At 32.5% G+C, this 13011-nt stretch carries 15 protein-coding genes; 12 read left to right on the top strand and 3 right to left on the bottom strand.

The genetic code is table 11. The features are described from left to right. Positions 1-18 precede the first annotated feature (18 nt). Positions 19-858, bottom strand: coding sequence for a DUF5777 family beta-barrel protein (locus FLV_RS14405; protein WP_053471240.1), 840 nt, complete (start codon positions 856-858; stop codon positions 19-21). Between the two features lie 27 nt (positions 859-885). Next, on the bottom strand, positions 886-1275 hold the full coding sequence (locus FLV_RS14410) for an OB-fold protein (protein WP_243234840.1): 390 nt from the start codon (positions 1273-1275) through the stop codon (positions 886-888). Between the two features lie 168 nt (positions 1276-1443). On the opposite strand from FLV_RS14410, the gene FLV_RS14415 reads away from it, so the two are divergent. From FLV_RS14415 to FLV_RS14440, 6 genes are all read left to right on the top strand, one after another. Continuing rightward, positions 1444-1812: a hypothetical protein gene (locus FLV_RS14415; protein ID WP_243234841.1), complete on the top strand. Its 369-nt coding sequence runs from the start codon at positions 1444-1446 to the stop codon at positions 1810-1812. Positions 1813-1826: 14 nt separating this feature from the next. Beyond that, positions 1827-2366 (top strand): YceI family protein, encoded by a 540-nt coding sequence (locus FLV_RS14420; RefSeq protein WP_243234842.1) that lies wholly within the window; start codon positions 1827-1829, stop codon positions 2364-2366. Between the two features lie 45 nt (positions 2367-2411). Continuing rightward, positions 2412-2963 (top strand): YceI family protein, encoded by a 552-nt coding sequence (locus tag FLV_RS14425; RefSeq protein WP_243234843.1) that lies wholly within the window; start codon positions 2412-2414, stop codon positions 2961-2963. Positions 2964-3010: 47 nt separating this feature from the next. After that, positions 3011-3901 carry an AraC family transcriptional regulator gene (locus FLV_RS14430; protein WP_243234844.1) on the top strand — a complete coding sequence of 297 codons (891 nt, stop codon included), beginning with the start codon at positions 3011-3013 and terminating at the stop codon, positions 3899-3901. Between the two features lie 80 nt (positions 3902-3981). After that, positions 3982-4995, top strand: coding sequence for a ferrochelatase (gene hemH / locus FLV_RS14435; protein ID WP_243234845.1), 1014 nt, complete (start codon positions 3982-3984; stop codon positions 4993-4995). 147 nt (positions 4996-5142) lie between these two features. Further along, entirely contained in the window at positions 5143-5697 is a 555-nt protein-coding gene (locus FLV_RS14440) for a fasciclin domain-containing protein (protein WP_095955070.1), read from the top strand. A 686-nt stretch (positions 5698-6383) separates the two neighbouring features. On the opposite strand, the gene FLV_RS14445 is transcribed toward FLV_RS14440, so the two are convergent. Next, entirely contained in the window at positions 6384-6761 is a 378-nt protein-coding gene (locus tag FLV_RS14445) for a winged helix-turn-helix transcriptional regulator (protein WP_243234846.1), read from the bottom strand. Between the two features lie 150 nt (positions 6762-6911). Here FLV_RS14445 and FLV_RS14450 point away from each other — a divergent pair, with 150 nt between their 5' ends. The 6 genes from FLV_RS14450 to FLV_RS14475 all read left to right on the top strand — a co-directional run bounded on the left by FLV_RS14450 (position 6912) and on the right by FLV_RS14475 (position 13008). Beyond that, positions 6912-7352, top strand: a complete 441-nt coding sequence (locus FLV_RS14450; protein WP_243234847.1) for a nuclear transport factor 2 family protein — start codon at positions 6912-6914, stop codon at positions 7350-7352. Positions 7353-7466: 114 nt separating this feature from the next. After that, positions 7467-8345 (top strand): helix-turn-helix domain-containing protein, encoded by an 879-nt coding sequence (locus FLV_RS14455; protein WP_243234848.1) that lies wholly within the window; start codon positions 7467-7469, stop codon positions 8343-8345. An 87-nt stretch (positions 8346-8432) separates the two neighbouring features. Further along, positions 8433-9485, top strand: a complete 1053-nt coding sequence (locus tag FLV_RS14460) for an alpha/beta hydrolase (protein ID WP_243234849.1) — start codon at positions 8433-8435, stop codon at positions 9483-9485. A 36-nt stretch (positions 9486-9521) separates the two neighbouring features. After that, positions 9522-10100 carry a sugar O-acetyltransferase gene (locus tag FLV_RS14465; protein ID WP_243234850.1) on the top strand — a complete coding sequence of 193 codons (579 nt, stop codon included), beginning with the start codon at positions 9522-9524 and terminating at the stop codon, positions 10098-10100. A gap of 74 nt (positions 10101-10174) precedes the next feature. Then, positions 10175-10573, top strand: coding sequence for a cupin domain-containing protein (locus FLV_RS14470; protein ID WP_243234851.1), 399 nt, complete (start codon positions 10175-10177; stop codon positions 10571-10573). Positions 10574-11397: 824 nt separating this feature from the next. Further along, positions 11398-13008, top strand: a complete 1611-nt coding sequence (locus FLV_RS14475) for a serine hydrolase (protein WP_243234852.1) — start codon at positions 11398-11400, stop codon at positions 13006-13008. Positions 13009-13011 lie beyond the last annotated feature (3 nt).

Raw genomic sequence — 13011 nt, forward strand, 5'->3', positions numbered from 1 at the left:
TTAATTATAAAGCAGATACTAGAAAACTCTGGCAAGATTAAATCCAAAAAATATATCTCCTTTTGTCCAGTCGCCAGTGGTTCTTCCAAGATATCCAGCTTCATCAATTGCTTGAGAGCTGGTAAAATGCATTTGAAAAACATGCCCGCCAGTTTCTAAATCAAAACCTATAGATAGCGGATTTTTATAAAGTGAATTTGGTGCTCTGTTTAAATGCGCCGCATAATCCATATTTAAAGACCAGCGCTTAGCAAATTTATATCTGCCTCCAAATCCTATGGCATATTGAGTATTGCTTTGATCTACGTCTTCAACAAAATTTTGATGAAAGAATGACGGCACAATTTCTAAAGACAGCTTTTCAGAAAATTTTCTGGAAATTAACAGTTGTGCTACATAAGTCAGCCTGTCTTTAAATTGAAGTTTCGGATACAGACTTTCTTTTAATGTGTTATTAATAGACAAACTATTAAACCCGGCAATAGTAACCGGAAATCCATCTTTTATTTGAGGAAACAACATATATTTTGTTGCAAAATCATAAGCAAATTCACTTCTGGCCGCACTTACATTAAGTCCATTTGTTAAACCGTAAATAAATTTTATTTGTGTATTGGCATTATCCAATCCGTAGAAACCTTCAAAACCATCTTTAATAGAACCAAATCGGTGTGCAACAACAAAATACAAATCGCCTTTGGCAGCCAATTTTGTAGACTCAAGGTTAACAATTTTTAAAGCTTTGAATGCAGATGTCACTTTTTCTTTTGCAGATGGTGTTTCTACTCCAGACAACAAATCAGTTTGAGAGAAGGTTAAAAGCGGAAATAAAAAAAATAATAGAATAAAGTTTTTCATGAGGTTAGTTTTAAATTGTTATTTGTATTAGTGTACAACTGAAGATTGATCTATTTTAAATTCCTGGAGCAATTCGTCATATCCTAAAAAACGCCCTTTAATCTTGATGTTTTTCCCAGATATAATATTTTGCGGCAAACGGTTTTTAAATGTCACAAATATTTTTTCGCTCATAACAATTCCATTACTGGCTTTATCAATACTGGTTACTCGTGCAGATAATTCAATTGTTTTGTCCTGATATTTGATGTAAGCCAGACTATCGTTTGAAGTAAACTCTCTTTCTAGTTCGTTAACGGTTACAACATAATCGGCAGTTTCTGATTCTATATCTCTATGCCCTTTGTAGATGTAGAGACACGCCGAAATTCCGATTATTATAAAAAGGGAAATTGTAGTTAGTATTTTTTTTCTCATAACTGGTTTTTAGTATTTCAAATTATCTACGTTAAAAAACACCTATTGGATTTAGGCTATTAAATATGCCTCTTGCCAAATCTGTATTATTCTTTTCAACGTATATGATTTTGAAATGCCTGATGATTCTTAAAATCATGCATTTATTTATAACTAAAAACCAATCTTATGAATTTAAAAACCCTTTTCGCCATCTCAACATTAGCTTCAATCTTTGTAAGTTGTGCCAATGATGATCCAAGTACCTTAATTGACTCTACACCAATTAATGGTTTGGCAACATACAATCAAAATGTAAAATCTATTATCGATAATAATTGTGTTGTATGTCATGCAGCTGTTCCTAAAAATGGAGCACCAATGTCTTTAGTTACTTATGAACAGGTGAAAAATGCAGTTTTAAACCGAGGATTGCTTACACGAATTTCTTTAGAAAATGGAGATAGTTCCTTAATGCCGCAAGGCGGACCAAGATTACCTCAAGCAACTATTGATATTATAAATAAATGGAATCAAGATGGATTATTAGAAAAATAATCTATAACAGCAACATGAAGAAAATCATAATAATGCCAATGATATTGGCTTCTTTTATTGTTTTTTCGCAAGAGAAAATAATAACTAAATCTGCAACAATAACTCTGGAAGCTTCAGTACCTTCTTTTCAGCCGGTTGCAGGAACTAACAGCAATGTAACTTTTGTTTTAAATCCCGCAACTGGAGAAGTAGCAAGTCTGGTTTTAATGAAGGGATTTCAATTTGAAATGGCATTAATGGAAGAGCATTTTAATGAAAATTATATGGAAACCGATAAATATCCAAAAGCCATTTTTAGAGGACAAATTGAAGATTTCGACATTAAAAATCTAACAGACGATTATAAAGATTACACCGTAAAAGGAAAATTAGAAGTGCATGGAAAATCTAAGGATATAAATGCCGATGCAAAAATTACAAGATCAGGTTCGCGAATCACTTTTATTTCTGATTTTGAAGTAAATGCAAGTGATTTTAACATTCCAATTCCGTCGCTTATTAAATATAAACTGGATAATAAAGTCAAGATTCAAATTATTGCGGTTTTAAAATAAAAGCCAAAAACAGAATGATTTTATAAAAAAATAAAAAACAAAATAATGAAAAAAATCATACTCATTGCAATGTTATGCGTTTGCGCCATTGGCGTATCACAAGAAAAAATGGTCAGTAAATCGGCAAAAGTTACTTTTGAAGCTTCCGTTCCTTCTTTTGAAGAAGTTAAAGCAGTAAATCGGAATGTTACTTTTGTTTTGAATCCAGCAACAGGAGAGATTGCAAGTTTAGCCCTGATGAAAGGTTTCCAGTTTAAGGTTGCTTTAATGGAAGAGCACTTTAATGAAAATTACATCGAAAGTGACCAATATCCAAAAGCCGTATTTAAAGGAAAAATAGAAGGATTTGATCTTCAAAGTTTAAGCGCAGATGCTAAGGATTTTATTATTAAAGGCAAATTAGAACTTCACGGTAAATCCAGGGATATAAATACAGCTGCAAAGATAAGCAGATCACCATCAGGTGTCAGCATTTCATGTAATTTCAGCGTAAATGCCAGTGATTTTAATATTGAAATCCCAAATTTGGTTAAAAGCAAGCTTTCCAATAAAATAAATATCCAGGTTGTCGCAGTCTTAGGTACAAAAAGACAATAACCTCCTAAACACTATCTTGAAAAGTCAGTAATTTTTATATCAAAAAAATGGAGGAAGAAATACAAATTGAGGACGGTCTTACCCTTATTCGTTTCCAGAACGACAGTTCAGAATCTTTTTTTGCACAGCACGAAATAGGTGCCGGCCTGATACAGTTTCATTTCGGACTAAAAGGCAATGCATTTTTTTTGTCCAGTCAGGATCATTGCACTTTAGAATTGAAAGAGGAAAAATCACTGATTTTGTGCAATCTGCAGCATCAGTCATTGCTTAAGGTAGAACTTTCTCCAAATTCATGGGTGATTTCTGTTATTGTTTCGATTAATAAATTTCACTCGTTATTTTCCGTTCAAGCAGATTATATTTCTATTTTAAGCCCCGATAAGAAGAAAAAAAAGTATAATGCCGAAGGGACCATCTGTCCTTCTATGGCTGTTGTTTTGAGCCAGTTATTTCATTACAGCCTTCATCCTTCCCTAAAGAACCTTTATTATAAAGGAAAAGGATATGAATTATTGAGTTTGTATTTCAATAAAATGGAAGATCCAAACGCAGTGCAATGTCCGTTTTTGATTGATGAAGATAACGTCCTGAAAATCAAAAAAGCCAGAGAAATACTTATCGCTAATATGGCCGAACCGCCAGGATTGCAGCAGCTGGCAGATGAAATTGGACTGAATATGAAAAAATTAAAAATAGGCTTCAAACAAATTTATGGTGATACGGTATACGGTTTTCTGTTTGACTACAAAATGGATTTCGCCTTAAAACTATTGGACAGCGGTTCTTACAATGTAAATGAAGTCGGGCTGAAAATAGGATACAGCACCGGAAGCCACTTTATTGCGGGATTCAAGAAAAAATTTTCCACAACCCCAAAAAGATATCTAATGTCCATTAACACCAATCATAAAAACAGTATCGCTTTTATAAATTAGAGCATAAATAAAAATATATTGATTAATTTCTAAGAAACGGCAAGCACTGAGTTTGAACAAAGCTTAAAACAAAAACGATAATGAAAGGCGTATTATTAGTAAATTTGGGATCTCCCAAAAGTCCCGCACCAAAAGATGTAAAACCGTATTTAGATGAATTTCTAATGGATAAATACGTGATCGATGTTCCGTATTTATTGAGAGCATTATTAGTTCGCGGTATTATTTTAAGAAAAAGACCAGAAGAATCAGCGCACGCTTATGCGAAAATTTGGTGGGAAGAAGGTTCGCCATTAGTTGTTTTTTCAGAAAGAATGCAGAAAAAAGTGCAGCCTCTTGTAAACGTTCCAGTTTCTTTAGCAATGCGTTACGGAAGTATGACCATCGAAAAAGGACTTCAGGAATTAAGTGATAAAGGAGTTACAGATGTAATGCTTTTTCCTTTATATCCGCAATATGCAATGGCTTCAACTTTGACTATTTTAGTAAAAGCAGAAGAAATTCGCAAGAAGAAATTCCCACACATCAAATTTACAGCTGTTCCTGCTTTTTATAACAGACCGGATTATATCCGTAATCTTGCGGATTCAATTCAGAAACATTTAGCCGGATTTCAATACGATCATTTGTTATTCTCGTATCACGGAATCCCGGAACGTCACATCCGCAAGACAGATGTAACCAAATCGCATTGTAAAATTGACGGTTCCTGCTGCAGCACGCAATCTCCGGCACATGAATTCTGTTATCGTCACCAATGCTATGAAACCACAAGACAAGTTGTACAATTATTAGGTCTTCCCGAGGATAAATACAGCTTAACTTTCCAGTCGCGATTAGCTGGAGATAAATGGCTGGAGCCTTATACTGATATTGAAATTGACAAAATGCCGGCAAAAGGAATTAAAAATCTGGCTGTTGTAACACCAGCTTTCGTTTCGGATTGTTTAGAAACGCTCGAAGAAATCGCCATGCGTGCCAAAGAAGATTTTGAGAAAAATGGAGGGGAAAATTTCCTGGCTATTCCCTGTTTGAATGACGACCAGAGGTGGTGCCAGACTGTTAGCAACTGGATTAATGAGTGGGCTGAATAATGCTAAAATAACAATAGGGAATATTGGAGCTTTCATTATTAATATATCAATTCGCCTCTTGTATTCATTTTAATTTATTTTTTACCTCTTTTAAAACCAAAAAGAATATTAAAGCGTAAATGACTTTATAACTTAAAAAAAGTAATTATGAAAACTAGAAAATTTTTAGCAGCAGCAATCCTAGCATTAGGATTTGGATTGACATCATTTGCACAAAAAACAGTAATGGTTGGTGGAGCAGCTATGTATCCTAATAAAAATATTATAGAAAATGCAGTAAACTCAAAGGATCATACCACCTTGGTAGCAGCAGTAAAAGCAGCAGGATTAGTTGAAACTTTACAAGGTAAAGGGCCATTTACTGTTTTTGCACCAACAAATGAAGCATTTAGTAAATTGCCGGCTGGAACTGTTGAAACATTATTGAAACCTGAGAATATTAAATCATTACAAACTATATTGACATATCATGTAGTGGCCGGTAAAATGAATAGTTCTGATATTGCAAAAGCAATAAAAGCTGGTAAAGGAAAAGCTTCTTTAAAAACAGTTAGCGGCGGAACTCTAACTGCCTGGATGGATGGAAAAGATTTGTACATTAGTGACGAAAGTGGCAATAAAGCTAAAGTTACAATTTCAGATGTAAATCAATCTAATGGTGTCATACATGTAGTGGACACAGTACTGCTTCCAAAAATGTAGTTTGCTGAAAATAAATTACAATTAAGCCCTGAAATTTCAGGGCTTTTTATATAATTACTATGCGACAAAATAGTAATAGTCAATTGTATTAGAGATTTTGATTACCATTTTATTGCCAGCTCAAAACTTTAAATATAAGGAATTGATATCTTTTTTTTACAAAAAATTAAGGCCGTCTCTTTTTATTTTTGGTAAAATAATACATAAAACTAAATATATTTTTGCTTCAATCCCCAACAGGAAATCCAAACCAAATTCTTAGTGCCGCTAAAAGACAATACCTACTTCCTGTAAGCCAATCTCTTCAAATCTTCAATAAAATTTATAGAAATTTGTCCCGTTGGCACTTAAGGAGACAACTATCAAATAGTTGTCTCTTTTTTTTATGCCCTAATGTGTAGATTTTTCAAGCCTTTACAGCTTAATATTTGTGGTTCGATTTTTTCACAAGAAATTCACAGTCTGTTTGAAATAAACAGCCTTTAAGTGGCGCTATCAGGGAATTAATCAAGTTGAATTATGGTTCGAAATCCCGTTTAGGATACAAGATTTTTTCTCTTTTGGTTTATTGCAATTTTTTGATATTGTTATTCAACTGACGTTAAAAATTGATTTATTTCTCTATTCCCTTTCTCTAAATTCTATTAGTGAGTTCCATCTATTTCCTATAAGTTTCGAGTACAATCTTAACTTCTTTCCTTTTTTATTTTTTCACGATGTTGCATTCCCCATTTCGTCATAGCACCGACCACTTCTTCTAAAGTATTGCTGTATGGTAAAAGTTGATATTCTATAGTTACAGGGTATCCAACATCGACTTTTTTAATGATAAAACCATTCATCTCAAGTTCTTTGAGCTCATTCGAAAGAACTCTTGCAGAAATTCCGGTTACCTGTCTCTGAATTTCCGTAAATCGATTATTACCTCTAGCTATAGCAATGATTATCATAAGTTTCCACTTTCCTCCTATTGCATAAAGCGCATCACTTACTGCCAGCAATACTTTATGACATTCATCTGTAAACTCTTTATTTACTTCTGTATTTTCATTTTGATTTTTCATTCGCAAACATTTAGATTAGTCACTAACCTTTGAGTAACTACTAACAAATTGTAAGCGAATATACAATAATTTTGAAAATAGATAAAAAGCAGTATTAATCTGAAACCGCGGCAGAATAATATTGCAGTTAACATTTAAACATAGAAAATTATGACACTAGAATTTTTAGAAAAAAAAGAAAAACTAAGAAAATTAATAGATGATTACGCTGTTTTAGGAGATGAGAAGAAAATTACGGAACAAATGGAATTATTTACACCGAACATAACCTATAAAGCCTTTATGGGCGGGATCGTTGTATCAGAAGTTTCGGGAAAAACCAACATGGAGAAGGAATTTATTGGGCATGCATCGCTGGTAAAAACCTACTTCACCCTTAATGGACAGCATGAAGTACAAATTGACAATGATACTGCCTTTGGTGTATCATTCGCCCAAATAAAAATGATACGAGAAGTTGACGGAAAAAATGTATTAACAGACTACAGCGTTAGATATGATGATAAATACGTATTCCAAAACGACAAATGGCTTATAAACTATCGTGAGGGTCTTTTTATTATTATTGAGGAAAGGCTATTAACTTCGTAATATGCAATTGAGGCTTGTAATTTATGCAAGCCTCAATTTTTCTTAAAAACTGGAAATTAGTTTAAGTCTTTCATAAGCACACGTAATAGATTTGAATTTATTAATTTTGCTCTTATGAAAAAGAAAACAGTACGCAGTATTTCTGAGTTTAATAACGATCTTAAACTAAAAGGTTTTAAAGCCTTTCAGATTGAAGACGACAGTAATGCAACCCGCACTTACAGCCGGAAAGAGTTTTTTAAAATCTGCCTTACTACCGGCCATAGTAAAATACATTATGCGGATAAAAGTTTTGATCAAGACGGAACTATTTTATTTTTTGGCAACCCTAATATTCCTTATTCATGGGAAACGATTTCTACAAAGTACATCGGTTATACCATACTTTTTTCTGAAGATTTTTTGAAAAACTCCGAACGATCAGAAAGCCTTCATCAATCTCCTTTCTTTAAAATTGGTGGTACTCCCGTACTCCAAATCTCTGAAGAACAAAGACTTTTTCTAAATGGTCTTTTTCAGAAAATGATTGATGAACAGCAGAGTGATTATATATACAAAGATGAATTAATACGCAATTATATTAATTTAATAATCCATGAATCGCTGAAACTGCAGCCTTCGGAAAATTATAAGGTAGGTAAAAACGGAACTGCCCGGATTGCTTCGATATTTTTGGAACTGCTCGAAAGACAATTTCCAATTGAAAACGCTGATAATCCGCTAAAACTGACAACGGCACAGCATTATGCACAAAGCCTGCATATTCATGTCAATTATTTAAATCGTGCAGTTAAAGAAATTACTGGAAAATCGACAACAACCCATATAACAGAAAGAATTACAACAGAGGCAAAAGCGCTTTTACAGCATACTGATTGGAATATTGCCGAAATAGGATATGCATTAGGTTTTGCCTACCCTACGTATTTTAATAATTTCTTCAAAAAACAAACAGGAACCAATCCTAAATCAGTAAGAAACACCGAAGTTTGAAATTCTTATTTTTTGGTTTGATATTCTTTAACGGCACCACTTGGTGCCGTTTTACTTTTGTATCTGTAATTCAAAATATAATTTGATATGAAAATAACAGCATTTATTGCAATGACTTTCCTATTCATCGGACAGACATTCGCACAGAAAAAAGAAACGATTCAAAACAAAAAGAACATGAAAACAGAACAAGAACATTATACATTTCAATTAAGTGATAAAGTAACACGTCAAAAAGTGAGTTTTAACAATCGATATGGAATTACGCTGTCAGGCGATCTATATCTTCCAAAAAACCCGCAGACAAAATTATTACCCGCTTTAGCTGTAAGCGGCCCTTTTGGTGCGGTTAAAGAACAATCTTCAGGATTATATGCTAATCAAATGGCAGAACGCGGCTATGCAGTTTTAGCATTTGATCCTTCCTATACAGGAGAAAGTAACGGAGAACCTCGTAATATCGCCTCATCAGATATTAATACAGAAGATTTTAGCGCAGCTGTAGATTTTTTAGGACTGCAGAAAAATGTAGATAGAAACAAAATTGGTGTCATAGGGATATGCGGATTTGGAGGTTTTGCTCTAAACGCTGTTTCAATTGACAAACGTATAAAAGCGGTAGTTACGACAAGTATGTATGATATTCCACGAGCAGCATCAAAGGGATATTACGACAAAGTAACTTTGGAACAGCGTACCAAAACATTAGAAGAAATGAGTTTACAGCGTTGGAAAGATGCTGAAGCTGGTAAACCAGAATATGGAAATTGTCCAAATCCAGATGCTATAAAAGGTGATGAACCACAATTTGTAAAAGATTATTATGACTACTATAAAACAGAACGAGGTTTTCATAAACGTTCCATCAACTCAAATGCTGCTTGGACAAAGACAAATGGTTTCTCAATAATGAATATACCAATATTGGCATACATTAAAGAAATAGCTCCAAGACCTATCTTGATTATTGCCGGCGAAAATGCCCATTCAAGATACTTCAGCGAAGATGTTTACAAAGCTGCCGATGAACCAAAAGAACTCTTGATTATTCCAAATGCAGTTCACGTTGATCTATACGACAGATTAGATAAAATTCCATTTGATAAACTGGATGCATTTTTTAAAAATAATCTAAAATAGTTGGTCATACTATTTTTTAAAATTGAAAAAACTAAAATGGATACAAAAGCAACAAAAGAAGATGTTTTTGCACAGCTTTTGAATGGCGAAACTATCTCTTCATCAAACGCTCAGGCTCATAGGCTGCTTGAAGAATCTTTCATTACAAAAAAAATACTTCTTCGTTTAAATAATACAGCCGATCCTTCGGAAATCCGTTCTATTTTAAGCGAAATTATTACTAGTACAATTGATCCAAGTACTACTATATTTACACCCATTCATATTAATTATGGAAAGAATATCAAAATAGGAAAAAACGTCTTTATTAATTTTAACTGTACCTTTTTGGATTTAGGCGGCATTACTATAGAAGATAATGTATTGATTGCGCCAAGAGTAAATATTATTTCGGAAGGACATCCCATTTCCAGTCAAAATAGACAATCGCTTGTTCCCGGAGCTGTACATATCAAAAAAAATGCTTGGATCGGAACTGCGGCAACTATTCTGTCGGGTGTAACTGTCGGAGAAAATTCAATAGTTGCCGCTGGAGCGGTAGTTGCAAAAGATGTGCCTGATAATACAATAGTTGGCGGTATTCCAGCAAAAATTATTAAAGCTATTCCAGAATGAAAATAAAAAAAATAATTCTTACATTTATAACAACTTCAATTTTAACTGCTTGCAGTTCTAAATCAGAAAATAAAATGAGTACAACAGAAATTTTCCCACAAGGAGAGCCTCTTCCAAACGAATGGTTTACAGGCAGTGCCTTTTTAAAACCATTAGTGGCACGTGACAAAAACAATGAATTTTCAGCTGGAAGCGTAACATTTGAACCAGGAGCAAGAACCAACTGGCATACTCATCCTAAGGGACAGGTTTTACTAGTTACAGAAGGAAGTGGAATCTATCAAGAAGAAGGAAAACCGGCACAGGTAATAAAAAAAGGCGATGTTGTAAATATCCCTGAAAACGTAAAGCATTGGCATGGCGCATCCGCGGATACAAAAATGGTTCATATTGCGATTACCAATTTTAAGGGAGATACTCAAGTAACTTGGCTTGAACCTGTCTCAGATGAGCAATATTCAGAAGTTAACTAGACAAAAATAAATCAATTTTTAACCCCAATCGAACGACAATTAATGAGTTAAATTAAATATCTTTATTTGTACAGAAAACTAACAAATTAAGTATCCAACAAAATTAACTTCTAATTAGATTAAAACAATTTAAAATACTCTAATATCTTCAACAAATTTTGATTTGAATAATCTCCAAATGATTGTTTAATTTTACTAAAAACTAATCTGTTTTTATTTAGTCAATACTAAATTTGATTTTCAAGAATTTTATAAAAGTTTTTACATCCCTGTAAATTTAAATATCCTTCTTTTTTAACATTTTTTAACGTTTAACCCTTACAATACATACAAACCACTCTCGAGTAAAAATTTAAAATAATTATCTTACAAATTCATCTGAAAATAAGCCAATTTCTTTAAATCATTCATAAAATGGTTTGTGAATTGTGAACTAAACGTCACAAACTTAAAATCTCATTTCTAACGAAATGGGATTTTTTTTGACCTTTTTATATCGATTTAATCAGTTAATACCTCTAAAAACAAATGGTTTAGTTGCCCTGTAGAGTTGACTTTACTGGATTCAAACCGCTCCTCAACACTGTAAAACATTAGACTTACAAATTTCTTATCTTTATGTTAACAATAATTTTAGTTTTATGGAATTTGACTATGAAAATCTCAAATGAAAAATTACACCTCAAAAGACTCAAAAATGCTTTATAATGAAGGAATGAATATAATCAGTAAGGCATTTTTATTTGTAATCTTTTATTATAATTTTACCCAACTGTCACAAAGGACAAACCGCTAGTTAGAATTCAATAAAAAGTCAAAAAAACATGAAATCAATTCAAGCAATCACTTTTATTTTATTATTTATAACACAATTGGGTTTTGCTCAAAGTAAGAAAGAAAAATTAGAACAACTTTTTGAATTTTACAATCAGCAAAATCTATTTAACGGTTCTGTTTTTATTTCTGAAAAAGGAGAAACTTTACTAAATAAAGGTTACGGATTATCAAATGTAGATTTAAAAAAGGAAAATAACGCTAACAGCATTTTTCAAATATATTCCATTACAAAAACTTTTACAGCAACGGTAATTTTAAAATTAGTAGAAGAAAAAAAACTTTCATTGCAGGATAAACTTTCAAAGTTCTATCCAGATTATCCAGATGCAAGTGCTATTTCAATTGAAAGTTTGTTAACTCATACCTCTGGAATTTATGACTATACAAGAGGAAATGATATGAAAGATCAAACGGAAAAATCATTTGTTGAATTTCAAAAAACAAAACCTTTGGATTTTCCAGTTGGAACCGATTGGAGTTATTCTAACTCGGGATATTATTTTCTAGGCTATGTAATTCAAAAAGTTACTGGAATGAGTTACGAAAAAGCAGTTGAAAAATACATATTCAAACCATTGAAAATGAAGCAAAGTGGTTTTGCTTTTAAAAATCTAAAAAGTGAAAATAAAACCACTGGCTATGAAATTTTTTCTGAAAAAGAACAAAAACCATCGATTGTTTATGATCCACCTATGCATTTTGCAGCTGGTGGAATATACTCAACTGTTGAAGATTTAAACAAATATTATAATGGCCTAAAAAATTACAAAATTATCTCCAAAGAAAATTTAGAAAAAGCATATACACCTTTCAAAAACAATTATGGCTATGGTTGGATTACAAGACCAATGTTTAAAAAAATGACAGTTGGCCATAGTGGTTATGCAGCCGGTTTTTGCAGCAATTTTGTTCAAATTCCCGAGGATGATATCTGCATTATACTGCTTACAAATACAGAAAGAGGTTTAGACACTGCCACTTATGCTATTATGAAAACTTTGTATAATTTATACGATAAAGATTATAAAATTCCAATTGTAGCCAATATAAGCTCAGAAACTTTAAAGCAATATGTGGGAACTTATCAAGTAGAAAACAATTTTGTAGTTTACCTTACAGTTGAAAACAATAAATTAAAATTACAAAGTGGAAACGAGCCCACAACTATTCTATATCCTGTAAAAGAAAATTTATTTTACGCTGAAGAATTAATGGGTGATGTAATTTTTGAAAGAAACGATAATTCACAAATAGAGTCATTAAGTTTTCATGTAGGAAAACAACTAAAAAAAGCAAAAAAAATATTTCCCTCTTGGGGAATTGTAGGAAGTGCTACAGAAAAAGGCTGGGAAGGTCCTGATGCAAAACTTTTTGAAACTGAAACAAAAGGAATTTGGACAATTAAAAATGTAACTTTAAAAACAGGAGAGCTTAAATTTCGTTTTAATGACGATTGGACTTTAAATTTTGGAAAAGATATGAGCGACGGAATAATTCCAAAAGGAGATAATATAGAAATTTTAACAGGTGTTTATGATATTATTTTGGACATAACAGATTATGAAAAACCAAAATACAAAATTTTTAAGAAAAGTTAAAAA

This window comes from Flavobacterium pectinovorum (genome assembly GCF_022802975.1).
Classification (GTDB): Bacteria; Bacteroidota; Bacteroidia; order Flavobacteriales; family Flavobacteriaceae; genus Flavobacterium; species Flavobacterium pectinovorum_B.

What these genes read in the sequence shown, in the direction of transcription:
- FLV_RS14405 (WP_053471240.1), bottom strand. Translation starts at nt 858, where the DNA reads ATGAAAAACTTTATTCTATTATTTTTTTTATTTCCGCTTTTAACCTTC.
- FLV_RS14410 (WP_243234840.1), bottom strand. Translation starts at nt 1,275, where the DNA reads ATGAGAAAAAAAATACTAACTACAATTTCCCTTTTTATAATAATCGGA.
- FLV_RS14415 (WP_243234841.1), top strand. Translation starts at nt 1,444, where the DNA reads ATGAATTTAAAAACCCTTTTCGCCATCTCAACATTAGCTTCAATCTTT.
- FLV_RS14420 (WP_243234842.1), top strand. Translation starts at nt 1,827, where the DNA reads ATGAAGAAAATCATAATAATGCCAATGATATTGGCTTCTTTTATTGTT.
- FLV_RS14425 (WP_243234843.1), top strand. Translation starts at nt 2,412, where the DNA reads ATGAAAAAAATCATACTCATTGCAATGTTATGCGTTTGCGCCATTGGC.
- FLV_RS14430 (WP_243234844.1), top strand. Translation starts at nt 3,011, where the DNA reads ATGGAGGAAGAAATACAAATTGAGGACGGTCTTACCCTTATTCGTTTC.
- hemH (WP_243234845.1), top strand. Translation starts at nt 3,982, where the DNA reads ATGAAAGGCGTATTATTAGTAAATTTGGGATCTCCCAAAAGTCCCGCA.
- FLV_RS14440 (WP_095955070.1), top strand. Translation starts at nt 5,143, where the DNA reads ATGAAAACTAGAAAATTTTTAGCAGCAGCAATCCTAGCATTAGGATTT.
- FLV_RS14445 (WP_243234846.1), bottom strand. Translation starts at nt 6,761, where the DNA reads ATGAAAAATCAAAATGAAAATACAGAAGTAAATAAAGAGTTTACAGAT.
- FLV_RS14450 (WP_243234847.1), top strand. Translation starts at nt 6,912, where the DNA reads ATGACACTAGAATTTTTAGAAAAAAAAGAAAAACTAAGAAAATTAATA.
- FLV_RS14455 (WP_243234848.1), top strand. Translation starts at nt 7,467, where the DNA reads ATGAAAAAGAAAACAGTACGCAGTATTTCTGAGTTTAATAACGATCTT.
- FLV_RS14460 (WP_243234849.1), top strand. Translation starts at nt 8,433, where the DNA reads ATGAAAATAACAGCATTTATTGCAATGACTTTCCTATTCATCGGACAG.
- FLV_RS14465 (WP_243234850.1), top strand. Translation starts at nt 9,522, where the DNA reads ATGGATACAAAAGCAACAAAAGAAGATGTTTTTGCACAGCTTTTGAAT.
- FLV_RS14470 (WP_243234851.1), top strand. Translation starts at nt 10,175, where the DNA reads ATGAGTACAACAGAAATTTTCCCACAAGGAGAGCCTCTTCCAAACGAA.
- FLV_RS14475 (WP_243234852.1), top strand. Translation starts at nt 11,398, where the DNA reads ATGAAATCAATTCAAGCAATCACTTTTATTTTATTATTTATAACACAA.